Source organism: Shewanella oncorhynchi, assembly GCF_012584455.1.
GTDB lineage: Bacteria > Pseudomonadota > Gammaproteobacteria > Enterobacterales > Shewanellaceae > Shewanella > Shewanella oncorhynchi.
Genome location: NZ_JABAEB010000020.1, coordinates 1 through 24,236, shown reverse-complemented (window position 1 = coordinate 24,236; position 24,236 = coordinate 1). Strand labels below are relative to the sequence as shown.

At 45.3% G+C, this 24,236-nt stretch carries 22 protein-coding genes and 2 pseudogenes; 17 read left to right on the top strand and 7 right to left on the bottom strand.

Features of this window, described 5'->3' with window-relative positions:
• The first annotated feature begins 63 nt into the window (after positions 1-63).
• The 4 genes and pseudogenes from HGO26_RS21250 to HGO26_RS21235 form a co-directional block, all read left to right on the top strand.
• Entirely contained in the window at positions 64-2,571 is a 2,508-nt protein-coding gene (locus tag HGO26_RS21250; protein WP_168827710.1) for a heavy metal translocating P-type ATPase, read from the top strand.
• A gap of 83 nt (positions 2,572-2,654) precedes the next feature.
• A complete protein-coding gene (locus HGO26_RS21245; protein WP_105252487.1) occupies positions 2,655-2,918 on the top strand; it encodes a hypothetical protein in 264 nt (87 codons plus the stop codon).
• Between the two features lie 20 nt (positions 2,919-2,938).
• A complete protein-coding gene (gene cueR, locus HGO26_RS21240) occupies positions 2,939-3,421 on the top strand; it encodes a Cu(I)-responsive transcriptional regulator (RefSeq protein WP_105252486.1) in 483 nt (160 codons plus the stop codon).
• A gap of 284 nt (positions 3,422-3,705) precedes the next feature.
• Positions 3,706-3,860, top strand: a pseudogene (locus HGO26_RS21235) (IS630 family transposase); the annotation flags it as partial.
• Here the strand turns inward: HGO26_RS21235 and HGO26_RS21230 are convergent.
• The 3 genes and pseudogenes from HGO26_RS21230 to HGO26_RS22425 all read right to left on the bottom strand — a co-directional run.
• A pseudogene (locus HGO26_RS21230) lies at positions 3,856-4,216 on the bottom strand (transposase); the annotation flags it as partial. The pseudogenes HGO26_RS21235 and HGO26_RS21230 overlap by 5 nt on opposite strands.
• 1,075 nt (positions 4,217-5,291) lie before the next feature.
• Positions 5,292-6,587, bottom strand: a complete 1,296-nt coding sequence (locus HGO26_RS21225; RefSeq protein WP_168827709.1) for a tyrosine-type recombinase/integrase — start codon at positions 6,585-6,587, stop codon at positions 5,292-5,294.
• A gap of 61 nt (positions 6,588-6,648) precedes the next feature.
• A complete protein-coding gene (locus HGO26_RS22425) occupies positions 6,649-6,867 on the bottom strand; it encodes a hypothetical protein (RefSeq protein ID WP_105252484.1) in 219 nt (72 codons plus the stop codon).
• Positions 6,868-7,047: 180 nt separating this feature from the next.
• Here HGO26_RS22425 and HGO26_RS21215 point away from each other — a divergent pair, with 180 nt between their 5' ends.
• Positions 7,048-8,619, top strand: a complete 1,572-nt coding sequence (locus HGO26_RS21215) for a DUF3369 domain-containing protein (RefSeq protein ID WP_168827708.1) — start codon at positions 7,048-7,050, stop codon at positions 8,617-8,619.
• Between the two features lie 60 nt (positions 8,620-8,679).
• Here HGO26_RS21215 and HGO26_RS21210 read toward each other — a convergent pair whose 3' ends face one another.
• Positions 8,680-9,165: a hypothetical protein gene (locus tag HGO26_RS21210; RefSeq protein ID WP_211085988.1), complete on the bottom strand. Its 486-nt coding sequence runs from the start codon at positions 9,163-9,165 to the stop codon at positions 8,680-8,682.
• A gap of 224 nt (positions 9,166-9,389) precedes the next feature.
• Here HGO26_RS21210 and ccoN point away from each other — a divergent pair, with 224 nt between their 5' ends.
• The 11 genes from ccoN to ttcA all read left to right on the top strand — a co-directional run bounded on the left by ccoN (position 9,390) and on the right by ttcA (position 19,620).
• Positions 9,390-10,826: a cytochrome-c oxidase, cbb3-type subunit I gene (gene ccoN, locus HGO26_RS21205; protein WP_028759964.1), complete on the top strand. Its 1,437-nt coding sequence runs from the start codon at positions 9,390-9,392 to the stop codon at positions 10,824-10,826.
• 13 nt (positions 10,827-10,839) lie between these two features.
• The gene (gene ccoO, locus HGO26_RS21200; protein WP_028759965.1) at positions 10,840-11,466 is read left to right on the top strand and encodes a cytochrome-c oxidase, cbb3-type subunit II; all 627 of its coding nucleotides are present in this window, start codon (positions 10,840-10,842) and stop codon (positions 11,464-11,466) included.
• Positions 11,467-11,477: 11 nt separating this feature from the next.
• Positions 11,478-11,654 carry a CcoQ/FixQ family Cbb3-type cytochrome c oxidase assembly chaperone gene (locus HGO26_RS21195; RefSeq protein WP_028759966.1) on the top strand — a complete coding sequence of 59 codons (177 nt, stop codon included), beginning with the start codon at positions 11,478-11,480 and terminating at the stop codon, positions 11,652-11,654.
• Positions 11,654-12,622 (top strand): cytochrome-c oxidase, cbb3-type subunit III, encoded by a 969-nt coding sequence (gene ccoP, locus HGO26_RS21190; protein WP_028759967.1) that lies wholly within the window; start codon positions 11,654-11,656, stop codon positions 12,620-12,622. The genes HGO26_RS21195 and ccoP overlap by 1 nt, the downstream gene beginning before the upstream one ends.
• 110 nt (positions 12,623-12,732) lie before the next feature.
• The gene (locus tag HGO26_RS21185; RefSeq protein WP_113940485.1) at positions 12,733-13,212 is read left to right on the top strand and encodes a FixH family protein; all 480 of its coding nucleotides are present in this window, start codon (positions 12,733-12,735) and stop codon (positions 13,210-13,212) included.
• A 22-nt stretch (positions 13,213-13,234) separates the two neighbouring features.
• Positions 13,235-15,634 carry a heavy metal translocating P-type ATPase gene (locus tag HGO26_RS21180; RefSeq protein WP_168827706.1) on the top strand — a complete coding sequence of 800 codons (2,400 nt, stop codon included), beginning with the start codon at positions 13,235-13,237 and terminating at the stop codon, positions 15,632-15,634.
• Positions 15,635-15,672: 38 nt separating this feature from the next.
• Positions 15,673-15,921: a cbb3-type cytochrome oxidase assembly protein CcoS gene (gene ccoS, locus HGO26_RS21175; protein ID WP_028759970.1), complete on the top strand. Its 249-nt coding sequence runs from the start codon at positions 15,673-15,675 to the stop codon at positions 15,919-15,921.
• A complete protein-coding gene (locus HGO26_RS21170) occupies positions 15,918-16,610 on the top strand; it encodes a sulfite exporter TauE/SafE family protein (protein WP_168827705.1) in 693 nt (230 codons plus the stop codon). Before ccoS ends, HGO26_RS21170 begins: the two co-directional genes overlap by 4 nt.
• Positions 16,611-16,665: 55 nt before the next feature.
• Positions 16,666-17,418 (top strand): electron transport transcriptional regulator EtrA, encoded by a 753-nt coding sequence (gene etrA / locus HGO26_RS21165; RefSeq protein ID WP_006081599.1) that lies wholly within the window; start codon positions 16,666-16,668, stop codon positions 17,416-17,418.
• A 222-nt stretch (positions 17,419-17,640) separates the two neighbouring features.
• Positions 17,641-18,573 (top strand): universal stress protein UspE, encoded by a 933-nt coding sequence (gene uspE / locus HGO26_RS21160; protein ID WP_168827704.1) that lies wholly within the window; start codon positions 17,641-17,643, stop codon positions 18,571-18,573.
• A gap of 78 nt (positions 18,574-18,651) precedes the next feature.
• On the top strand, positions 18,652-19,620 hold the full coding sequence (gene ttcA / locus HGO26_RS21155; RefSeq protein WP_168827703.1) for a tRNA 2-thiocytidine(32) synthetase TtcA: 969 nt from the start codon (positions 18,652-18,654) through the stop codon (positions 19,618-19,620).
• 184 nt (positions 19,621-19,804) lie between these two features.
• Here ttcA and HGO26_RS21150 read toward each other — a convergent pair whose 3' ends face one another.
• On the bottom strand, positions 19,805-20,428 hold the full coding sequence (locus tag HGO26_RS21150) for a DUF2987 domain-containing protein (protein WP_168827702.1): 624 nt from the start codon (positions 20,426-20,428) through the stop codon (positions 19,805-19,807).
• Complete coding sequence (locus HGO26_RS21145) at positions 20,421-21,233, bottom strand: glucosaminidase domain-containing protein (RefSeq protein ID WP_168827700.1); 813 nt, start codon at positions 21,231-21,233, stop codon at positions 20,421-20,423. The genes HGO26_RS21150 and HGO26_RS21145 overlap by 8 nt, the downstream gene beginning before the upstream one ends.
• Positions 21,234-21,543: 310 nt before the next feature.
• Here HGO26_RS21145 and HGO26_RS21140 point away from each other — a divergent pair, with 310 nt between their 5' ends.
• Positions 21,544-22,464, top strand: coding sequence for a YvcK family protein (locus HGO26_RS21140; RefSeq protein ID WP_028759976.1), 921 nt, complete (start codon positions 21,544-21,546; stop codon positions 22,462-22,464).
• Positions 22,465-22,577: 113 nt separating this feature from the next.
• Here HGO26_RS21140 and HGO26_RS21135 read toward each other — a convergent pair whose 3' ends face one another.
• Positions 22,578-23,771 carry an amino acid aminotransferase gene (locus HGO26_RS21135; RefSeq protein WP_168827698.1) on the bottom strand — a complete coding sequence of 398 codons (1,194 nt, stop codon included), beginning with the start codon at positions 23,769-23,771 and terminating at the stop codon, positions 22,578-22,580.
• Positions 23,772-24,236: the final 465 nt, after the last annotated feature.

Sequence of the window (24,236 nt, the reverse complement as noted above, 5' to 3'; positions counted from 1 at the left end):
CTTGACCTTCCCATAGCTGGAAGCATTAAGCTTTTTTTAACTCAACATTTAAGGAGTAGTTCAATGGCTTCTGTTTCCTTGCCACAAAACGCCAATCAATCCGTGTCCGCAGGCACTCGTCTGAGCCTGCCTGTCGAAGGCATGACGTGTGCATCATGTGTCGGCCGTGTCGAGCGAGCGTTGAAAGCGGTCCCTGGGGTGCAGACGGCCGTGGTCAATCTTGCCACCGAGCGCGCCGACATGACTTTCACCGGCGTAGCCGATCCGCAGGCGGTTGTCCACGCCATTCAGAACGCTGGCTACACCATTCGCGAAGAGACCATCGAGTTGGCGATCGAGGACATGACCTGCGCATCGTGTGTGGGCCGGGTAGAGAAAGCGCTCGTAAAAATTCCGGGTGTGCTCGAAGCCACTGTAAATCTGGCGACCGAGCGCGCGAGGGTGCGCCATTTTGCAGGGGTCGTCTCCACGGCAGATCTTGAAGCCGCTGTCGAACAGGCGGGTTACAAGTCCCGTCGCTTGTCCGCCGAAACGGCGAATGCTGGCGATCAGGACACTGAGCGTCGTGAGAGCGAGGCGCGGGCACTGCGACGTTCTTTCATCACTGCAGCCATCCTCACCTTGCCCGTATTCATCCTTGAGATGGGCTCTCACCTTATTCCCGCCATGCATCATTGGGTGATGGGGGTTCTGGGGCAACAGACCAACTGGTATGTGCAGTTCGTGCTCGCCACCCTGGTCCTGTTCGGTCCGGGTCTGCGCTTCTTCCTAAAAGGGGTACCGGCGTTGCTGCGTGGTGCTCCCGACATGAACTCACTGGTCTCGGTCGGCACCGCGGCGGCTTATGGTTATTCGATCGTCGCAACCTTTGCCCCTGAAGCGCTGCCGCAAGGCACTGCCAACGTCTATTTTGAAGCTGCTGCTGTCATCGTTACCTTGATCCTGCTCGGACGCATGCTGGAGGCGCGCGCCAAGGGGCGAACCTCGCAAGCGATCAAGCGGCTCGTCGGACTTCAGGCTAAGACCGCACGCGTCCAGCGCAACAGCGAAACGTTCGAAATACCGCTCGATCAGGTGATGACTGGTGACATAGTGCTCGTTCGTCCGGGCGAGAAGATTCCGGTCGACGGCGAAGTCGTTGAAGGTGCCTCTTATGTTGACGAGAGCATGATCACCGGTGAGCCGGTGCCCGTATCTAAAGGGGTGGGAGCCGAAGTTGTCGGTGGCACTATCAACAAGACGGGCGCTTTCAGTTTTTGCGTCACCAAGGTCGGCACGAATACTGTTCTCGCGCAGATCATTCGTCTGGTCGAGCAAGCGCAGGGGTCAAAGCTGCCGATCCAGGCGCTGGTCGACAAAGTGACCATGTGGTTCGTCCCAGCGGTGATGGCAGCTGCCACGCTGACCTTCCTAGTCTGGCTAATCTTCGGCCCGTCCCCAGCGTTGACCTTTGCGCTCGTTAATGCGGTCGCGGTTCTTATTATCGCTTGTCCGTGCGCTATGGGACTGGCAACGCCGACCTCAATCATGGTTGGCACCGGCCGTGCGGCCGAGCTCGGCGTACTCTTTCGTAAGGGCGAAGCCTTGCAGGCGTTGCGCGATGTGAGCGTTATTGCGCTCGACAAAACCGGCACGCTGACCAAAGGACGCCCCGAGCTGACCGATCTCGTGCCTGCCGAGGGATTTGAATACAACGAAGTTCTTGCTCTTGTTGCGGCCGTCGAGACCCGCTCCGAGCACCCGATTGCCGAATCGATCGTCACAGCCGCAAAGCAGTTGAACCTCACCCTTGCACCTATCGAGAGCTTCGACGCAACACCGGGCTTCGGCGTGTCGGCCAAGGTCGCAGGTCGTACCGTCGCCGTCGGTGCGGATCGGTTTATGACGCAGCTCGGTCTGGATGTGTCGAGCTTGCAGTCCACCGCCCTGCGTCTCGGCGAGCAAGGCAAGAGCCCACTTTATGCCGCGATCGACGGCCGCTTGGCAGCGGTGATTGCAGTCGCAGATCCAATCAAAGAAACAACGCCCGAAGCAATCAAGGCGCTGCACGCGCTCGGGCTGAAAGTCGCGATGATCACTGGCGACAATGCGGCGACCGCTGCGGCGATTGCCGAGCAGCTTGGCATCGATGAAGTCTTAGCCGAGGTCCTCCCCGATGGTAAAGTCGAGGCGCTGAAGAAGTTCCGGAACAATGGCGCGCAAGTCGCCTTCGTGGGAGACGGTATCAACGACGCGCCAGCACTCGCCGAAGCTGATGTTGGGCTCGCTATCGGCACGGGAACCGATGTAGCGATAGAAGCTGCTGACGTGGTGCTAATGTCGGGCGACTTGCGTGGAGTGACGAATGCGATCGCGCTTAGTCAGGCCACGATCCGTAACATTAAGCAGAACCTTTTCTGGGCCTTCGCCTACAACGCCGTGTTGATCCCGGTTGCGGCGGGTGCGATCTACCCGTTGAATGGCACCTTGCTTTCGCCAATTTTCGCAGCGGCCGCAATGGCACTTTCCAGTATATTTGTGCTCGGCAACGCGCTCCGACTCAAGCGTTTCAGGGCTCCGATGATGGTTTAAACCCACACCAAGTCATTGGCTTTTGGGGTGGTAGCGCAAAAGTCACGCTTGGTAGACGAATATTGTTGAAGGAGTTACACAACATGTTTTCACCAAATACGCCCTTGGATCACCTCAAGGACGATTATAGCGACGCCCGAGAACATCTCTTTGCCACTGCAAGAGTCGTCACACCTGAGGTGTGGCGGGACTATATGCATTTGATCACCACATTAGCTCTGAGCAATCTTCAGATGGAATATAGACAACATGAATGCGATCTGAATACCTGTATGCCGACGTGTTCTTTACGCCCAGAGAAATATCTGTGCGTAGGTAAACCTAAGTTTTTGGGCGTATTTGATTAATTTACTAGAAGGAGAGAATGATGAATATTGGTCAAGCAGCCAAGTTGTCCGGCATCTCGGCGAAGATGATTCGCTACTACGAACAGATTGGCTTGATACCCAAAGCTAACCGTTCTGATGCTGGCTACCGAAATTACAACTCGGCGGACGCGCAAAGCTTTCGCTTCATCCGTCGCGCACGCGACCTTGGCTTTTCTGTCGAACAAATCTCGGAACTCTTGGTCTTGTGGTGCAACCGAGATCGCGCGAGCGCCGACGTTAAGGCGTTGGCGCTCTCCCATGCCGACGGACTGAAGGCGAAGATCGTTGAACTACAAGCTATGGTGCAAACGCTCGAGCAGCTAGCTGAAAATTGCCATGGCGATGGCCGCCCGGATTGCCCGATCCTTGCGGATTTGGCTGAGCCAAGCGCTGCAGCTAAAGAACGTTCGCAAGTTCCACATAGAACACCTCGATTTGGGAGTGACACACCCGCCTCGTCACGCCATCGTCCGCCACGGTGACTAACTCGTGAGCTTCTTCGATGGCGGCGTTTTCCAAGTTAGTTGCCACTATTGACTTACGCATCGAAGAAGCCCAAAAAGCACAATCATCAAGTTCTGTACAAGAACCAATACTAATCAAAACCAGCTCCAGAGGATGACCTATATGATGAATGTTCAATAAAATTACGCTAAGCGCGATAATCATTTTTTGTTTTTCAGCCCAGGTATAAAGCCAACGCCAGCAATACAATTTACATTAATTATGTGGCCTAATTGATATTCGCTTTTTAATTATAAAAAATATGAATAATCCGAACATCGTAGCCTTAGTAAATCGGAGAAAAGTGCACGCAAACGTAGGCGCTATTTAGGCTTACTCCATTTCAGCGAAGGTAATTCTCGTACCGCTCTCGCAAGTATGCTGGTCAGTAGAATCAGTGTGAAACGATGGATAACAGTGTTGTGGGAAACCGGTTAGATTGCTGTTTGATGAAACTAAATTTTACTTCATTATTTCTCTCGCAAAGAAGGCGCTGGCCTCGGTGTGCCCCTTGGGTATTTTTATCATTTCTTTCTCCATGCGTAATAATTTTTTTATATACGAAATTTCTTCAACTCATTACGTTCAGTCTATTCTAAGGTAAGGCCTTGCTACAAGGCTTCGTGTTTTTCCTTCCAGTTGTAAAGCAGACTAGTGCTAACTCCAAGAGGCTTTTTCGCATCGGCAACGCTATAACCTTGCTCCAGCACCATCAAGACGGCTTCATCCTTAAATGCCTGCGGATAACTCTTATGTGATTTGTTCAGACTCATATTGACCTCTTAATTTATTGACCATACTGTCTCAAAGTTAAGTGTCCGATGGGATTAGACCAGAACACGCTATCAGGGGCAGTGTTATGGATATCAATCCCATTTAAAAGTCATTCGTATTAATAACTAACCGTAACTGTTCAACATTAAGCTACTCAGAAGTTATGGAGGTTAAACCGCTTAAGTAGGCGTTATCCATAGAAATTTTAATTCTAAATTCACTAATTCGAGCTAAAAGTCTAACTTGAAAATGTCCAGAAATGAGCTGGGTGGGGTCGAGTTGAGATTGTCCGATTAAGTCTAGCAATTTAATCAACGCTGTCAGTTCATATATGAGCTAGTACACATAATGATTTTTTGTCCCAAAGAAGGTTAGGGCGCTTCACTCGATATCTATAAAAACTCCTGAAAATGACATATTTATGTCCATAGCGGCTCAAAATCGGCAACATCTTAGTATTTTATTGTGACTTTTGGGACAAGCATAAGCGCGTTGCTAGGTGTTTCTGGCTAGTTTGCGAGTCCAATATACCAAAGCATTCACGTAGCGACGATTAAATTGTTTAAGATACAGTCAAGTGGAACTGGTGATGTGTTCGAACGACTCCGATGTTGATAAATCACGTCATCAACATTACAACAAATTAATAGGTAAGATTAAGCAGTGGAAATATAGCTACGAACCAATTTCAATTAAGCTTGGTAAACCGATGAATTATTGTAAGTAATCATTCTAATGGAGCGACATAATTTGATTGGGGCATTGTTTCATAAAATTCATTTCTAACACGTCATCTATACTTCAAAAGTGTTCGCATAGCTGCGTGTGAGATGCGCTTTGTCAAAAAGCAGCAAACACAAAGTTTAATGCGCTCTGGATGAACAGCTTTGCACCATAATGGAGCAAAGCTGTTGGCGGAGTGAATTATAGCCTTGATATATAATAACAAAAGTCAGACTCACGAAATGACACAAAACTCATTTGGAATGACAAGCCACACACAAACAGAGCGGCAATGGGAACCATATAGAACGCATTTAACATAATATACATTGTGCGCAGCTTTGTATCTAATCACTCTATGCCTTTCAAATGGTCGATTGGTTTGTTGAATGCACTTTCATGACGTTCAATTTGGCTTGTGTGCAAATATTGCGATGTAGTGTCGATACTTTCGTGGCCAGCATCGGCTTGTACATGGGATAACGGTCTGCGGTTGATATTGATATCGTGCGTAATGCCGGTGTGACGAATATTGTGGGCAGTAAGTTTGCGCATCTGCGCCGCATCTTGTGTAAAGCCATCGATTTCTATACGTTCTGCAGCCAGATTAATTATTTTTTGAATTTCGTCGCGAACATGACGAATGCCTAGATTGGCATTGAGGATACCAACATCTCGGCCGCGTCCAGCAGCTTTGTGCCGTACAAACAAAGGATGATTTTCGTCTGGTCCTGGATAATCCGTTAATCCTAAAAACTGACGATATTTGACTAATGCATCGAGCAAAGCTTTTGAAATCGCAACACTGCGTCTTTTACCACCTTTACTCAACGGAATATGAAAACTCCAGATGCCCGTTTGCTGATTACGTTTGAACTGGTTCATCACCGGCGAATAACCCGCACGTGCAGACACATCTGAAATGCGTAAATAACAGCAATAAATCAATATAACGAGGAATAAACTTCTTTGATGTAACTCAGGAAATTCTTCTGCTAGTCCAGTAACGGTCGCCATAATATATGACCACTGTAACTCAGTGAATGCGAGACTATTTTCATCTTCATGACTTTGACGCTGATATTGCCTGTTTGCTGCAAATCGACTGTGATTAAGCCAGATTTGAGCAGGATTCCGCTCACAATATTCTTCACTTGTCAGATACGAATAAAACGAAGACAAAATGGCCATTTTTGTTTTTAACGCATTATCGCTTAACACATAAGGCTGGATTTGCCCGAGTTGTTTTTTGCCGACAAATGGTCGCCATTGCGAGTTTGGAACCCGTTCATCATGCAGTTTATCGTACTTAAACTGTGGCACATTAAAATAACCGATCAGTGCTATCGGCGGTGCTTGGCAATAATCAACGTAACGGCTCATGTCTTTGCGCGTAACTTGAATGGGAGACATTGAAACTACATCAAAACACCAATGCAGAAACGTAGTGAGTTCACTGCGATAAGCTTTATAGTTGTTTTCGTTATGCTTTTGCTCAAATAGCCAATCACTGGCATGCTCGATGACTAAGCCCGCATCAACCACCTTTTTCATGCTAATTTGGGTGATATATTGGTTAACAATACTATTGCCAACTTGTATGAATTCAAATGAGTCAAATAACGGGATTACTGGAGGAAGTTGCATATTACATCTGAATTATAAGAGTTTCTTGTATGATAATACTTAAACGCAAATGCCGATAATGTTATTTATCGGCATCAAGATATGTCAGATTTTTAGCGCAACTTGAAAATGAACATTGCTGACAAGTAATACGCTTTTTGCAACAGATCAAGCATAGCTGCCACACTTGCTGTTTCGATTGACTATCTAAGCACGTGAAGTCAGATGCGCAGATGTGTCCATCATGTATTAGCTGTGCCAATTTATGTGCTGAAATTGATAAGTTAATTCGATTAGTCATGCCCTTTCCCTCCCTATCATTGTTTGATAGTAATAGAATACACAAATGAGAATTGTTATCAACAATGTAATTTAAGGAGTACCACTCACCTCGCTATTTTATGCAAGATTTTGCACCGCTTTGAAATGTGTCTACTACACTGATTATGTGATCATTATTTTTACTTGAATGAGGTATCGGATGCTGATTGATCTTGCAAAGAAAAACCCTCTTTTTTCCGGTAAAAAGTCTACCGAGACAACAGAGTCTGGTATTCCTTGGAAGGTATTAGTGGTCGATGATGAACCTGATGTTCATACCGTCACTAAGCTTGCCCTCTCCCGCTTTAAACTTGATGGCCGTGCCCTCACCTTTATCAATGCTTATAGTGCCGAACAAGCAAAAGAATTACTCAATCAAGAACATGACATCGCCATTGCCTTTATTGATGTTGTCATGGAAAGTGACCATGCAGGGTTAGAACTAGTAAAGTGGATCCGTGAAGAATTATTGAATAAAACCACTCGATTGATCTTACGTACAGGCCAGCCAGGGCAAGCACCTGAAGAAGACGTTATCGTCAATTACGATATTAATGATTACAAAGCAAAAGCTGAACTGGATTCCCGTAAGCTGATGACCAGCGTCTACTCAGCCCTTCGCTCTTATCGCGATATCATGGAAATCGAGCAAGCAAGGCGCACCCAAATAAATCACCGTAAGGGCTTAGAAAGAGTACTAGAAGCCACCTCAGGATTATTTGAACTGCGCACCCTACATAAATTCGCCGATGGGCTACTGACTCAAGTGGCCACTCTACTTAATCTCGATTCAGAAACGCTACTGCTGACTTGTAATGCGATTGATGCAATTAGTGGTCATGTTGAACCTGTTAATATAGAAATCCTTGCAGGTACTGGCCAATTTGCGAATAAATCCCACATTACGCAACTACCTGAACATATTGATCGTCTACTGCGCAGTGCGCTCACCCAACAGCGGTGCCTTTATGAAGACAATTGTTTTATCGGTTACTTTCCCACCAAAGGCGGTTTAATCAATCTACTTTATATGGATGGTATTGATAGAATTGATGATATTGATAAGAAACTCATTGATATTTTTGCCATCAACGTGGGCATAGCCTTTGAAAATTTGCTGCTCAATCAGGAGGTGGAAGATACACAATCAGAGCTTATTTTACGTTTAGGTGATGTTGTTGAAAGCCGCTCGAAAGAAGCTGCCAATCATGTGAAACGTATGGCGGAGTATTGTTCTCAATTAGCATTACTCGCCGGTTTAAGTGAATACGAAGCCGATTTACTGCGCCGTGCCTCACCAATGCATGACATAGGCAAAATTGCGATCCCCGATGCTGTCCTACTTAAACCCGGCAAATTAGATGACGAAGAATGGAAAGTTATGCGTCAGCACCCTATGATTGGCCATCAAATTCTTGCAAATTCTGAGCGACCAATACTAAAGGCCGCATCAATTATTGCACTGCAACATCATGAAAAATATGATGGTTCTGGTTATCCTGCAAATCTAAAACAAGACGAAATTCACATTTTCTCGCGGATTGTAGCAATCGCAGATGTGTTTGATGCCCTTTCCCATGCCCGCTGCTATAAAACAGCTTGGCCTTTAGAAGAGGTTTTAGCTGAAATGCGTAAAGGGGCGGCAACACACTTTGATCCGCACTTATTACAGCTCTTTATTGAAAATGTAGATATTTTTGTCAAAGTAAAAGAAAACTGGAAGGATCACTAATCTGTATAGTTGATTGTCTTGATGTTTAGAAATCCATATCAGGCACTTTCAAAGATATATCTAACCATTGTCATCTGCGAGAAAATCAAAAACAGCCGTTTTAGTTTCACCATTAACGCTAAAACTCACAAAGCCACGCCAAACCATGTAGCCACTACTACAAGAACCATAGACTAACTGACCGATATAAGTCATTTCGTCAGTTTGCTTCACATTTACAGAAATAACGCCCATAAACATGTCTCTTCCTTCTAAGCGGATTTGCACATTAGAAATTGGCATGGAAGATAACAACTGTAATGTCAATGGCTTTTCGCTTGGTGCACTCTCTGGTGACAAGCGAAAAGTGAGCTCAACATCCTCAACTTTTTTAACACAATCCCCCTTAGAAAATTGGCAAAGTGAAGGATCAAGACTGCTTTTAAGTGTGACTTGCTTTGCATCTTCCTTACAAGCTGTGAGATTGAAGCTAAATAATGCGATAAATAAATAGGGACTCAGACGAGTTAGCACAAAGATTAACCTTATGATGCAATATGTTAACATTCTATGGCGTAGGTTGATCTAGATCAACTTTCCACACCCCTTCTTTGGTATCTTTTTTGATATGGCTCAAGTATCATTGCGAAACCTCATATTTGAGCAAAAATATGCAGGGTAACGCATTGACATCGCTCAGCAACCTTAATAGGGAGGCTGAGTTTTATGTCATTTATAACAGGTAAAGCTTGTCTTTACTAAAAGTAAAAGTAATAAGCAGTGGAAGCATTATGATGAACCATTCCCAGCCAACAGGCGCTGATTACAATTACGCCATTGTCCGCCAATTTGCCTTAACCACAGTTTTGTGGGGTATTGTTGGTATGTCAGTCGGCGTATTAATTGCGGCTCAGTTAATCTGGCCTCAGCTGAACTTTGACACTCCTTGGTTAACGTATAGTCGCTTGCGACCATTACACACCAATGCGGTGATCTTCGCGTTCGGTACATCAGCCCTTTTTGCAACATCCTATTATGTCGTACAACGCACCTGTCAAACCCGACTATTTGCACCTAAGTTAGCCGCATTTACGTTTTGGGGATGGCAAGCCATCATTCTGTCAGCAGCTATCTCTTTACCAATGGGTTTCACCCAAGGAAAAGAATACGCTGAATTAGAATGGCCTATCGATATCGCAATTACTATCGTTTGGGTGTCCTACGCTATCGTGTTCTTCGGTACTATTATCAAACGAACAACTTCGCATATTTATGTGGCGAACTGGTTCTTTGGTGCCTTTATTATTACCGTTGCCGTACTACACATAGTTAACTCTATGGCAGTACCAGTCAGTCTGTTCAAGTCATACTCTCTGTATAGCGGCGCTGTCGATGCTATGGTGCAGTGGTGGTATGGTCACAACGCTGTAGGTTTCTTATTAACCGCAGGCTTCTTGGGGATGATGTATTACTTCGTACCTAAGCAAGCAGGTCGTCCTGTGTACTCTTACCGTCTTTCTATTGTCCACTTTTGGGCACTGATCGCACTGTATATCTGGGCTGGTCCTCACCACTTACATTACACAGCGTTACCTGACTGGACTCAGTCTTTAGGTATGGTGATGTCACTGATCCTATTCGCACCTTCCTGGGGCGGTATGATTAACGGTATCATGACCTTGTCTGGTGCTTGGCATAAACTGCGTACTGACCCTGTGTTACGTTTCTTAGTTGTTTCTCTGTCTTTCTACGGTATGTCTACCTTTGAAGGCCCTATGATGGCAATTAAGACAGTTAACGCATTATCACACTATACAGACTGGACTATCGGTCACGTTCACTCCGGCGCGCTAGGCTGGGTTGCAATGGTGTCAATCGGTTCTCTGTATCACTTGATCCCTGTATTGTTCGGTCACGGCCGTATGTACAGTATCAAGTTAATTAACGTCCATTTCTGGTTAGCGACTATTGGTACTGTACTTTACATCGTCTCTATGTGGATTTCAGGTGTAATGCAAGGTCTGATGTGGCGCGCAGTGAATGCTGACGGTACTTTGACTTATAGCTTTGTTGAAAGTCTGGAAGCTTCTTATCCTTTCTACTTTGTACGTTTCCTTGGCGGTTGTTTCTTCCTGACCGGTATGCTGATCATGGCATATAACGTGATCCGTACTGTGAAAGCCTCTAAAGATTCATTGCCAGCATTGGCTGAACCAACAGCGGCTTAAAGGAGCAAACTCGATGAAATTTAATCATGAGATAGTTGAAAAAAACATCGGTTTGTTAGCGATTTTTACCGTTATCGCTATCAGCTTCGGTAGTCTCGTTGAAATCACACCGTTGATTTTTCAAAAAGATACGACTGAGCCAGTTGAAGGTTTAAAGCCATACACTGCCCTGCAAATTGAAGGTCGTGACATCTATGTTCGTGAAGGTTGTTATAACTGTCACAGCCAGATGATCCGTCCTTTACGTGCAGAAACTGAACGTTATGGTCACTACTCTGTCGCGGGCGAATCAGTTTGGGATCATCCATTTCAATGGGGTTCTAAGCGTACGGGTCCTGATCTTGCACGTGTTGGCGGTCGTTATAGCGATAAATGGCATGAAGTTCACTTAATCGATCCTCGTGCTGTAGTTCCTCAATCGAATATGCCAGGGTTCCCATGGTTAGCTGAAAACAAGTTAGACGGCAAACTAACGGGTGACAAGATGACTATCCTACGTAACCTGCATAAAGGTGGTTACAAAGGTAATGATCTTTATACCGATGAAGAAATCGCAGGCGCACAGCAAGCTGTTGCAGGTAAGACAGAAATGGACGCCTTGATTGCATATCTTCAGTCTTTGGGTCACGCACTCAAATAAGGAGGCAATATATGGATTACGGCACATTACAAGGCATTTTGACCATCATTGTGATGCTGACCTTCGTCGGTATATTTGCTTGGGCATATAGCTCGCGTCGTCAAAAATCATTTGATGAAGCAGCTAACCTTGTGTTTTCCGATGAGGAAGTCAACAAGGTATCGAAGGACTCAGGAGAGAATAAGTGATGAGTAGCTTCTGGAGTGTTTGGATTACTGTACTCTCGTTAGTCGTGATCGCGGGTTGTTTTCTATTACTGCGTGTGTGTTCTAAGAACACCACTGACGTAAAAGAAGGCGAATCCATGGGTCACAGTTTCGACGGTATTGAAGAACTCAATAACCCACTGCCAAAATGGTGGAGTTATATGTTCTATATCACTATCGTGTTTGGCTTGATCTATTTGGCACTATTTCCTGGTTTAGGTAACTACAAAGGCTTATTAGGCTGGACGAGTTCTAACCAGAGTATCGGTACAGAGCATGGCATTAAAGCCGATTCTGCCGCAGCGATTGAGCTAGCAGCAAAAGAAGGTCTTTATGTTCAGTATGATCAAGAAGTAAAACACGCTGATGAAAAATATGGCCCAATCTTCGCAGCTTACTTGGCAACACCACTAGAAGAATTAGTGAAAAACCAAGAAGCGTTGAAAGTGGGTGGCCGTTTGTTCCTGCAAAACTGCGCTCAGTGCCATGGTTCTGATGCACGTGGTAGTAAAGGCTTCCCTAATCTTACCGATGGTGACTGGTTATATGGTGGTGAATTAGCCACGATTAAGACCACTATTATGGCAGGTCGTCATGGCATGATGCCACCCAAAGGTGGTTTGCCAATCGAAGATAGCGAGATTGCTGGTTTAGCTGAATACGTTGTTAAATTGTCTGGTCGTGAGCATGACGAGAAACTCGCTGCCCAAGGTCAAGGCTCATTCATGAAAGGTTGTTTTGCGTGTCATGGTATGGACGCTAAAGGCAACAAGTTTATGGGTGCTCCTAACTTAACTGACGATGTTTGGTTATATGGCGGTAGCCGCGGCATGATCGAAGAGACCATTAAACATGGTCGCGCAGGTGTGATGCCAGCGTGGAAAGACGTTCTCGGTGAAGAGAAAGTTCACGTCATTACAGCTTATGTTTATAGCTTGTCAAACAAGTAATTAGGTATAAGTAACACTAAGGCCTCGAAGACTTCGAGGCCTTTTTTTTAAAGTGCTAAAACCGTCTTTTAACGGTAAAATGGCGCAAATTTTTTGAATGGGTATCTGACATGAGCGAACAACAAGCCTGGTATAAGCAGTTCTGGCCTTGGTTTTTAATTATTCTTCCTTTATGTGCCGTCGTCGCAAGTTTTACCACGCTAAAAATTGCCCTTACGAACTCGGACTCTTTAGTCGCCGAGGATTACTACAAAGATGGCAAAGCCATTAATATGGACTTAAGTAAAGTGAAGTATGCCAAACAAATAGGCATGAATTTTTCACTCGATCAAGCCAATAATGAGATTTTACTGACGCAGCAAGGGGGACCTGCATATCAAGCCGCCTTGAAAGTCGAGTTCTATCATCCAACCATTGCCGACAGAGATATGAAACTCACTGCTACGGCCGATGCCAGTAATGTGTATCGGATTACCATTCCTACTACCCTAACCGGCCCTTGGGAAGTTCGCCTCGAAAGTTACGACGGTAAATGGCGAATTCACCAACGCGTTGAATTAAAAGATCACGTCCAACTTTGGCTGAATTGATTGTGGTTAAATAAGTAGCGCTATGACGTATCCAAGTTGTTTTCACTGCCAAGAGCCCGTTCTGACGGGCCAGCAGTTTGTGACTCACATTAATGACCGTGATGAACTGATGTGTTGCCCTGGCTGCCAGGCGGTTTCTCAAGCGATTGTCGATGCGGGATTACTCAGTTATTACAAGTTCCGCACTGAACCTGGCAATAAACAGAATGCCCTGGTCCCCGAAGCATTAACACAATTTAGCGCCTATGACTTGCCCGAAGTGCAGCAAGACTTTGTGCATTCTGAGGACAATGTCGAATCAGTGTCACTCTCCATCGATGGTATCACCTGTGCCGCCTGTGCTTGGTTAATTGAACACAAAGTCAAACAACTTGTGGGCGTGAGCCAAGTGCTAGTCAACTCAACCACCCAACGCGCCATGATCAGTTGGGATAAACGCAAGGTAAAACTTAGCGATATTCTCGGACAAATTAGTCGTATCGGCTATCAAGCCGCGCCCTACCAAGTTGACGAACAAGAGCTCAACAATAAACTCAATAGTCGCAAATTTTTACTGCGTTTAGGCTTAGCTGGCTTTGCGACTATGCAAGTTATGATGTTCGCCCTCGCCCTTTATACTGGCTACTTCACCGATTTAGACGTGCAGTATCGGGACTATTTCCGCTGGGTTAGCATGATTTTTGCCACGCCTGTGGTGCTTTATTCGGCGCAACCCTTCTATTTTAGCGCCATTCGTACCCTGCTCAGCGGCAAACTCAATATGGATGTGTCAGTTTCGATTGCCATTGGAGGTGCCTATACCGCAAGCTGTTTTGCCACAGTGAATGGCACAGGCGAAGTGTATTTTGAATCCGTATCCATGTTTACTTTCTTTTTGTTACTTGGGCGTTACTTCGAGCAAAAGGCAAGACAAAAGGCCTCGGTCAGCTCCAGTAATTTACATAAATTGGTGCCGCTCACTGCACACTTAGTCACTGAAAATGGTCAAGAAGAAATTCCGGCCAAAAAGTTACGCCTCAATGATGTGATCCTTGTGAAACCAGGGGAAATGGTTGCGGCCGATGGTGTGGTGATTGAAGGCCACACAAATATCAATGAAGCTATGCTCACAGGTGAGCAAATGCCCATTGAAAAACAGCAAGATCAGCAAGTGTACGCTGGTACTATCAACGTCGACCAACCGATAAAAGTTAAAGTTACCGCATTGGGGCAAGACCAACTCGTGGCTGAAATTATTCGACTGCAGGAACTGGCATCCAATACAAAACCTGCGATAGCCCTATTAGCCGATAAATTATCCCGCTATTTCTCGGGTACGATTCTAACAATCGCGACGATCACCTATTTGGTTTGGCAACAGATTTCCCCAGAGGATGCCTTTTGGGTAACGCTATCGGTTCTGGTCGCGACTTGTCCTTGTGCCTTAGCGCTAGCGACACCGACCGCCGTCACCTGTGCAACCGCCATTTTTACCCGTCTTGGGATCATTACCCGCAAAGCCGGCGTATTTGAAAAACTGCCGCAGATTAAGCATGTGGTCTTTGATAAAACTGGCACCCTTACCTGTGGTACGCTCTCTATCGGGCAAACGCAGTGCATGGCCGATTTAACAAAGACGCAGGCCTTAGCTATTGCCGCAGCGCTGGAAACGGGCTCTCGTCATCCGATTGCGGCTGCATTTGCCCTATTTGCCGATAATACCTTGGTCGCAGAACAAGTTCACCATGAAGTCGGCTTTGGTGTTCGAGGCCGTATCGAGGGGACTGATTATTTAATTGGTAATGCTGTATTTACTGGTGCACGTGTCGATACTCAGGACCCAACCCAAAAGATTTGGTTAGCACGCTCAGCCAATGAGCAGCTTGAAGTGCTTGCAAGTTTTGAGATCCAAGACAATATTCGTCAAGACAGTAAGGCCACGATTGAGATATTAAAGCAACAAGGTTGCCGCATTAGTATCGCCAGCGGCGATAGCTCCGGACATGTGCATCAATTGGCCAAAGAGCTGGGAATTGAAGATGTGCACAGCGGATTAACCCCCGCGGGTAAACTTGCCCTAGTAACGAAATTACAACAGCATACTCGCGTGGCGATGTTTGGCGATGGCATCAATGATGCGCCAGTACTTGCGGGGGCTGATTTGTCGGTCGCCATGGGCAGTGGCAGTGCGATTGCCAAAAACAGTGCCGATTTGATTTTACTGGGCGATCATCTATCCCGTTTCACCCAAGCTGTCGCGGTCGCTAAACTGACCACGCAAATTATTAAACAAAATTTAGCTTGGGCGCTGGGTTACAACGCCCTAATCTTGCCTTTAGCTGTCACTGGTCATGTGGCACCTTATATTGCCGCGATTGGCATGTCGGCGAGTTCTTTGATTGTGGTCGGTAATAGCCTGAGATTATTACGGGTAAAAGTGTGATCATAATAAAACGTTTAACCAGATAGTAAGAGGTCATTATGGAAATTATTTATGTGCTTATCCCCATTGCCATGATCTTCGTCGCCATTGCGGTAATGGTATTTTTTTGGGCAGTGAAATCTGAGCAATTTGATGATCTTGACCGTCAAAGTGTTTCTATATTGTTTGATGAAAATACTGACAAACCTGGCCATCTAGCCACCCCCGCCATTCAGTCAACAGCAGAACATGATGACATCGCAGCGCAGCAAGCGATAAAAAATCAGCAAAAAGGCATGCCTTTGTGATTGAGTACAATGTCACCGGTGCCTTTCTCGTCGGCTTGATGGGAGCTGCACATTGTTTTGGTATGTGTGGCGGTTTAGTGGGCGCTTTTTCCGCCCAAATCCCTCATCCTAAAATAGGTAACCAGCTGGCCCATCAGCTTAAATATTTACTGAGTTACAATTTAGGCCGTATTTTAAGTTATACCTTAGCGGGCGGCTTAGTGGGCGCATCGTCGGCAGGTCTTGGTCGCTTATTTGAGCTGGATATTTATCTGATTGTCCTGCGCATGATTGCCGGACTGATGATGATCGCAACAGGACTTTACATCGCTAAAATTTGGGTTGGAATAGTGCAAATTGAGCGTGTAGGTCAATGGCTATGGCAATATTTAAAACCGCTAGCGCAGCGCCTTGTTCCAATCAAGAATCCGAGCCAAGCAGTCATGGCAGGATTCATTTGGGGCTGGCTCCCCTGCGGCCTCGTCTATAGCACCTTAACTTGGTCGGTTGCATCTGGCTCTGCCAGCCAAGGCGCCTTAATTATGTTAGCCTTTGGCTTGGGTACTTTACCCGCGCTATTAAGCGCTGGCGTTGCGGCAAAACGCCTTGCTGCATGGGTACAAAAGAAAACCGTTAGACTATTGAGCGGCTTACTGTTAATTGCTTTTGGTGGTCAAACTTTATATATCGCACTCGCGCAGCTAAACTAGCCCAAGTGAGTGAATTGGTTTAACATGGTTGCAGTGGATAAACTTGAGAATCAACATGACAATTGAACAAAATAAGAATCGTCGTCCTGCCGCTAGCGGATGCACAATCCATTGTCACGATTGCAGTATGGGTACCCTTTGTATTCCTTTTACCCTCAATGCAAGTGAGCTAGATCAGCTCGATGATATTATTGAGCGTAAAAAGCCAATCCAGAAAGGCGAGCAAATTTTTAAGTCAGGTGATGCATTGAAATCCCTGTTTGCGATCCGCTCTGGCACCATCAAAAGTTACACTATTACCGAGCAAGGTGATGAGCAGATAACGGGCTTTCATCTCGCGGGTGATGTGATTGGTTTTGATGGTATTCACGCTCAGTTGCACCAGAGTTTTGCACAGGCCCTCGAGACCTCTATGGTCTGTGAAATCCCCTTTAATATCCTCGATGAACTTTCGGGCACTATGCCTAAGTTACGTCAGCAGATCATGCGTCTAATGAGTAATGAGATCATGAGCGATCAAGAAATGATCCTGCTGCTCAGTAAGAAAAATGCCGAAGAACGTCTAGCAGCGTTTATCAGCAATTTAGCAAATCGTTTCGGCAGCCGTGGCTTCTCACCCAAAGAATTCCGCTTAACCATGACCCGCGGTGACATTGGTAATTATCTCGGTTTAACCGTTGAAACCATCAGCCGCTTACTTGGACGCTTCCAAAAGTCAGGCTTGATTGAGGTTAAGGGTAAGTACATCACTATCCTCGACTCGCAAGAGCTAAATCTGTTAGCGGGTAATTCTCGCATCGCGAGATAGTCAATCGCAAGAGCATTAACCGTGAGAGGTCAAGCCTAAATAATTGTCGCCAATAGCATAACAGTTTAATGGTAAAAGCTGTGCTTGCTAGACATGTCATGCAGATTAAGGCATGATTTTTAAGCGAGTTTTAATCAATTTCAAATGAGTTTGATCTAGAACAATACAGCTCACTGCCAAAGGCTCATGATGATATTGAGCCTATGACTAAAGGAACCAAACATGAAGGATTATCAAAAAATACTGGTTGTGGTTGACCCTACCACTGAGAATCAAGTTGCCCTTGCACGAGCGGTCGCCTTGGCCAGTAAATGCAACGCTCAAGTCACTGTGTTTCTTTCTATCTTCGACTTCTCTTACGAAATGACTTCGATTCTGTCGAATCAAGAACGCGAAGCCATGCGTCAAGGTGTCATAGATCAACGGCTCGCTTGGATCCAAGACTTACTAGCCGCTTATACTCATCTGCAACTCAATATCGATACTCAAGTCATTTGGCATAACCGCCCCTTTGAAAGCATTATTAATCATGCTATTTCAGGGCAATACGATTTGATTGTTAAAGGCACCCATGCCCACGACAAACTCAAGGCGGTGATCTTCACTCCAACTGATTGGCATTTGATGCGTAAAGCCCCTGTGCCAGTGTTGATGGTGAAAGCCCATGACTGGCCAGCCACGGGTAAAATCCTCTGTGCTGTGAATGTGGCAACCGAAGATACTGATCATCAAATGCTTAACGGTAAAATTATTGAACATGCAAAAGATTTGGCGAAAAAGTTCTCTGCTGAAGTACATTTAGTTAATGGTTATCCCGGCACGCCAGTTAACTTAGCCATCGAGCTTCCTGACTTTGATGCTCAGTCATACAACGAAACCATTCGCATGCAGCATGAGCAGCGCGTGAGTTATCTTGCTGGCGCTTATGATATTAATCCAAGTCATTGCCATGTAAAAGAAGGTTTACCAGAGGATGTGATCCCTGAGCTTGCTGAAAAACTTGATGCTGAATTGGTGATCCTAGGGACTGTCGGTCGTACCGGATTTTCAGCAGCACTGATAGGCAATACAGCTGAACATGTTATCGATAGCATCAACTGCGATTTATTGGCTATAAAGCCCGACGGTTATAAATCACCGTTAGAAGAAGCCTAAGCAATACGCGGCTCTTTACCCCGCCAAAGATAGCTGGAATAATACGCGCCCTGAAACTGTGTTACTGGGCGCTTTTTTATGCTTGAAGCTATATCTGAAGTTACGGTAAATCCTATGCCGGAAGAATTATCAAAAAAACAAACTACCCGTCTGAATAAATTACAGAAGCGGCTTCGTCGTGAAGTGGGTAGCGTGATTGCCGATTACAATATGATTGAAGATGGCGATAAGATCATGTGCTGCCTCAGTGGTGGTAAAGACAGCTACGCCATGCTCGATATTTTGATGAATCTGCAGCAACGCGCGCCCATTCAGTTTGAAATCATTGCGGTTAATTTAGATCAGAAACAACCAGGCTTCCCTGAGCATGTATTGCCCGCCTATCTCGATAAGCTCAATGTGCCTTATCACATCCTCGAGAAAGATACTTACTCGATAGTGAAAGACAAAATTCCTGAAGGTAAAACCACCTGCTCCCTATGCTCTCGCCTGCGCCGCGGCACGCTCTATGGCTTTGCCCAGCGTATCGGCGCCACTAAAATCGCCCTAGGCCATCACAGGGATGACATTATTGAGACCTTGTTCTTAAATATGTTCTTTGGCGGTAAGATGAAAGCAATGCCGCCAAAGCTGCTGTCGGATGATGGCGCTAATATCGTCATACGTCCCCTAGCCTATTGTCGCGAGAAAGATCTCGAAGAATATGCCAGCTTAAAAGAATTTCCAATCATTCCATGCAACTTGTGTGGCTCACAGGAAAACTTAAAGCGCGCCGCAGTCAAAGACATGCTGAATCAGTGGGATAAACAATACCCCGGACGCATTGAAACGATTTTCACCGCCATGCAAAACACCGCACCATCACAGGGTGTTGACCGTGAGCAGTTCGACTTTGTGTCTCTAACACGTGACCCAGATGCGCCTATGCGTGGTGATGTTGCTGAAGCCAATCTACCTGCATTCGATTTTCTTGATATCGCCAATAGCGGTCGTATCGATTTGGATGCAGCAAAACGCATTGATATTGTTAACACTTACGAAGTCTAACTTAGACTGAATTTAGCGCCTAGTCAGTAAGAGAAGTTAACGAACCGAAAGTAAGCAAGATAAATTAGCACAACAAAATGCCCACTTAATGTGGGCATTTTTATGGCTACAGAATAAGTTTATCTTTGAGCCAGCGCTTCTGAATCGCTTATCTCAAGACGCCTATTCAAAGATACAAAGATGATTACTTCACCCAAGGACTCAGCACTAATGGCTGGGCACTGAAGCTTAGCGTGGTGATGCTTTCAAGCTCATTAGCGGCTAATTTATAACTGCCTTTTATCGCTTCTTCTCGACCATTAAGGCGTACATAGACTTCTTGTTCAGGTGAGAATTCAAAGTTTAAGCCAGTAATGGATTCCCTAAAATAACGCATCGGGAAGCCTTGCATAGCACCGAGCAGCGTGTCCATCTCAGTCATGATTTGTTGTAAGCGCGTTTTATCGTATTCGGCTAATGTCTGTTTTGCTCTAACTTGCATTGCAATACCACATCCCTCAGCGCTGCCAGCGAAATTCAGATTAACCAAGGCTCGCTGATCTTTTAAATCATCATCTAAGGGAATGAATAACCGCTGATCATCAGTATACGTCAGTGGCGTTGAGGTTTTTTCACTGGAAATAGAACCACTTTGGATCAAACAATTCTTTTGCATTGGAACACTAAAAGCCACTTCCACGAGTTGATAACCGCCTTTATTGACTTGTTTCAACCTATCATAAAAGCCTTTATATTCAAGGGATACAGTTTCTGCAGCGGCGCTAGTTGCCAAAAAAAATAGGCTACTAAACAACAGTTTTTTATACATCGACATTCACCAAATATTTTTCATTATGACGTAACATATCAAGCAGCTCATCAATATAAGCCTCTTGTCTTTCAGAATAATTCACTAAACCGTAAATCAATTGATCCGCTGTTGGCTCTAGCTCCTGTGAACGTAAATCTGCTCGAATAGAGCGAAATAACGCATAGGCAGTATTAGAATTTAAATTACGCATATAGGATGAAACCGATTCATCGACCGATGAAAACACTTTCACCTCATGACTTTTACCCGAACCACGTGAGGACGGCACTATGCCGCAGCCAGAAGTAAAACACCATTCACCAAAAAAGTTAAAACCTTCTCTCGCAAAACGTGAACTCCCCCAACCCGATTCATTCGCGGCTTGAATTAACACCATAGATTCCGGCACGATATCGACACGTTTAAGTAAGCTTGCTAATGACTTAGCATCTACGTTACGCGCCGCATATTGGTATTTATCGAATAACGCATTGATCTGCGCTAATTCGGTATTAGATAAACTCTTACCATTATCGACTAAGGCAAGCATCTCATTGATAAAGCCACGCTCCATCAAGATAATGGCATTCTGTTGCTGAACAATCGGCCGCAGGAAATCAAAAAAAGCTTTCTTCTTTTCGGTAATGTCGCTGATCGCTGAAAAGTCAGGGACTTGCGTAACAGGATCGACATCGCTGACGAATTGGGGCGCAATAGCGGATGAGTCATTCGAGTGAGGAATGATCCAAACTCGTAATGCAAAAATCGCCACTATGACCATGGCTAATGCCAATGTAAACGAACCGATTCTACCCGTTTTCAATCATTCACCTTAGGTGTAACGCCCTTATTGGGCAAATAAAGGCCGGATTATAAGCTATTTGTCAGATTTCACGAAATTTGCCCATCATCATGATCACGAACTCAGGTACAATATTACGCCTGAGGCACCATTATCGAGTCGAGCTTGCTATTACGCCGTCATTTATAGATGCAAGCATTTGACTGAGTATTTATACTAAGGTTCCTTAGCGTTATCACCATTGCACAACGGCTCATGAGTCATCCCGCTTATAGCGACAATGGATGGCTATGACATTAAATTTTCGGGTATTCAGGAAGGAAAAACCCAGATGCAGCATTTGATGTTAAATCAATTTGAACGTGTCGTCGCCATCGGCGGAGGCCATGGTTTAGGCCGAGTATTATCCTCGCTCGATTTTTTAGGCAACCGCCTTACAGGGATTGTCGCCACCACTGATAATGGCGGTTCTACTGGTCGACTGAGAGCCGAACAAGACTGCATTGCTTGGGGTGATTTACGTAACTGCTTATCCCATTTAGCTAATCGTCCTTCCGTTGGCTCGCAATTGTTTGAATACCGTTTCCAAGGTGCCACTGAACTCAGTGGCCATAATTTAGGTAATTTAATTTTACTGGCTCTTGATCAACTCTGCGTTCGTCCATTAGAAGCAGTTAATCTCATCCGTAACTTACTTAAGATAGAAACCCAACTTATTCCCATGTCAGAGCAGCCCACTCACTTAGTGGCTCTGCAAGCCTGTGGCAGTAAAGTCTTTGGGGAAATTAATGTCGACAGTATGAATGAGGCGCCTATCGCGCTCTGCCTTGAGCCACAGGTCGATGCCACCTTTGAAGCCTGTGAAGCTGTTCGTCAGGCGGACTTGGTCATCTTAGGCCCTGGGAGTTTCTTAACCAGTATCATGCCGCCGCTGCTGTTACCTAAGTTCGCGAAAAGCCTCGCTGCTACTAAAGCGCAGGTGATCTTTATCGATAACCTGGCCGAAGAAGCCTCACCCGCGGGTCGATTTAGCATTGAGCAACGTATCGCTTGGTGTCATCAGGTGATTGGCAAGCCCATTATTCACAAAGTACTTCGCCACGGTGAACAAACGCGTTTAGGGCCACTGATTAACTATTTTCCGTTAAAGAATCGCCATAATCCCAATCTACATGATCAAGCGAACTTATTAGATGCATTAAGCGCCCTGCTGCGGATCAATGATCTCACTCAACAACCGCTTGCCTGCTAGCGCTTACCTGTTAATCATTCAATCGCAATAATAAAGGACAGCAAGTGCTGTCCTTTATATTGTAAAGCTAAAAGGAATGTCCCTTTAGTCTGTCTATAAGGCTGCAATAACCATTACAACACTTGTGCTATGGCTTTACAGATAACAGGCATATTCGTCTTAGTCATGCCTGCAACGCTAATGCGTCCAGAGCCGACAATATAGACACCAAACTCGTCTTTCAAACGTGCCACTTGGGCTTTGTTTAAACCTGAGAAACTGAACATACCATTTTGGCGAGAAATAAAACTGAAGTCCTGAGTCACGCCCTCAGCCTTTAAGCTATCAACAAACAGAGTACGCATTTCGGCGATACGTTCACGCATCTCTTTGACTTCCTGCACCCACATGGCTTTCAGAGCTGCATCATTTAATATCGTGCTGACGATCAGTGCGCCGTGGGCTGGCGGATTAGAATAGTTGGCGCGTATGGTACGTTTCACTTGGCTAAAAGCACGTACGGCAGCATCAGCATCTTCAGCCACCACAGTCACGGCGCCAATACGCTCGTTGTATAAACCAAAGTTTTTAGAGAAAGAGTTAGCGACCAGCAACTCAGACACTTTAGACGCGACTAAACGCAGACCTGCCGCATCTTCTTCAATGCCAGCACCAAAACCCTGATAAGCAAAGTCAAACAGTGGCACGAGTTTCTTATCAGCACACAATTGAGCAACAAGTTCCCATTGCGCCAACGTTAAATCGATACCCGTTGGGTTATGGCAGCAACCGTGTAGCAGCACGACATCGCCCGCATTGGCGTGAGACAAGTTAGTCATCATGGTATCGAAATCGATGTCATGGGCTTCTGCTTTGTAATAACCGTACTCTTTAACCGTTAAACCCGCCGTTTCAAAAATATTTTGATGGTTGGCCCATGTTGGATTACTCACCCAAATCGTGTGCGAATCGGTATTACGCAGTAAAAACTCAGCAGCAATACGCAGTGCTCCTGTACCACCAGGAGCTTGCGCTGTGGCAGCACGGCCAGAAGAAATTAATTCACTGCCTTCGCCGAACAACAATGTTTGTACTACACGGTTATAAGCTTGAACGCCTTCAATGCCTAAGTAGTTTTTGGTCTTCTCTTGCTCAAGTAAAATGGCCTCGGCTTTTTTCACTGAAGCCAGAACGGGAGTCTGTCCTGCCTCATCCTTATAAATGCCAACACCAAGATTAACTTTATCCTGACGCGGATCAGCTTTAAAGGTATCGGTTAAACCAAGAATTGGATCAGCGGGTGCGAGTAATACTTGAGAGAAAATCATGACTACGTATCCTAATATGCGCGTGTAGGGGGAAATTTCGGCTTATTTATACCACTGTCTTTAAGGGGGTAATAGCGACTTAAGTCCCTTCTTAGGGAAATTATTACACTATTGTCGATTCAACAATAAAAAGTACATTTTATTACGCAATTATTACCAAAATAGTGACATTACTTAAATAAAGCGATTTACAACATCTAGATCACAAAATCACTCAGTTTTGTATTGTAGAAAAGAAACAGGTCAGAAGTCGCAATACTGAATGAGTAAAATAGTAGGCTTGGGCCTAACCAATCTATAGCTGTAGTGATACTAGATTAAGAATCATGAAATGTGGGTGTAGAAGTTATAAAGCAAAAAAGCCCTGACATCAGTCAGGGCTTTTCTGTTTTTTGGTACCCGAGGCCAGACTTGAACTGGCACGCTGTTACCAGCGAGGGATTTTAAATCCCTTGTGTCTACCGA

Bases quoted from the DNA above. Each gene is read 5' to 3' on its own strand.
- uspE (WP_168827704.1), top strand. From the start codon at position 17,641: ATGAAGGATTATCAAAAAATACTGGTTGTGGTTGACCCTACCACTGAG.
- HGO26_RS21140 (WP_028759976.1), top strand. From the start codon at position 21,544: ATGCAGCATTTGATGTTAAATCAATTTGAACGTGTCGTCGCCATCGGC.
- HGO26_RS21150 (WP_168827702.1), bottom strand. From the start codon at position 20,428: ATGTATAAAAAACTGTTGTTTAGTAGCCTATTTTTTTTGGCAACTAGC.
- HGO26_RS21135 (WP_168827698.1), bottom strand. From the start codon at position 23,771: ATGATTTTCTCTCAAGTATTACTCGCACCCGCTGATCCAATTCTTGGT.
- HGO26_RS21225 (WP_168827709.1), bottom strand. From the start codon at position 6,587: ATGCAACTTCCTCCAGTAATCCCGTTATTTGACTCATTTGAATTCATA.
- HGO26_RS21245 (WP_105252487.1), top strand. From the start codon at position 2,655: ATGTTTTCACCAAATACGCCCTTGGATCACCTCAAGGACGATTATAGC.
- HGO26_RS21250 (WP_168827710.1), top strand. From the start codon at position 64: ATGGCTTCTGTTTCCTTGCCACAAAACGCCAATCAATCCGTGTCCGCA.
- ccoO (WP_028759965.1), top strand. From the start codon at position 10,840: ATGAAATTTAATCATGAGATAGTTGAAAAAAACATCGGTTTGTTAGCG.
- HGO26_RS21195 (WP_028759966.1), top strand. From the start codon at position 11,478: ATGGATTACGGCACATTACAAGGCATTTTGACCATCATTGTGATGCTG.
- etrA (WP_006081599.1), top strand. From the start codon at position 16,666: ATGACAATTGAACAAAATAAGAATCGTCGTCCTGCCGCTAGCGGATGC.
- ttcA (WP_168827703.1), top strand. From the start codon at position 18,652: ATGCTTGAAGCTATATCTGAAGTTACGGTAAATCCTATGCCGGAAGAA.
- HGO26_RS22425 (WP_105252484.1), bottom strand. From the start codon at position 6,867: ATGACTAATCGAATTAACTTATCAATTTCAGCACATAAATTGGCACAG.
- HGO26_RS21210 (WP_211085988.1), bottom strand. From the start codon at position 9,165: ATGTTAACATATTGCATCATAAGGTTAATCTTTGTGCTAACTCGTCTG.
- ccoP (WP_028759967.1), top strand. From the start codon at position 11,654: ATGAGTAGCTTCTGGAGTGTTTGGATTACTGTACTCTCGTTAGTCGTG.
- HGO26_RS21185 (WP_113940485.1), top strand. From the start codon at position 12,733: ATGAGCGAACAACAAGCCTGGTATAAGCAGTTCTGGCCTTGGTTTTTA.
- cueR (WP_105252486.1), top strand. From the start codon at position 2,939: ATGAATATTGGTCAAGCAGCCAAGTTGTCCGGCATCTCGGCGAAGATG.
- HGO26_RS21215 (WP_168827708.1), top strand. From the start codon at position 7,048: ATGCTGATTGATCTTGCAAAGAAAAACCCTCTTTTTTCCGGTAAAAAG.
- ccoS (WP_028759970.1), top strand. From the start codon at position 15,673: ATGGAAATTATTTATGTGCTTATCCCCATTGCCATGATCTTCGTCGCC.
- HGO26_RS21180 (WP_168827706.1), top strand. From the start codon at position 13,235: ATGACGTATCCAAGTTGTTTTCACTGCCAAGAGCCCGTTCTGACGGGC.
- ccoN (WP_028759964.1), top strand. From the start codon at position 9,390: ATGATGAACCATTCCCAGCCAACAGGCGCTGATTACAATTACGCCATT.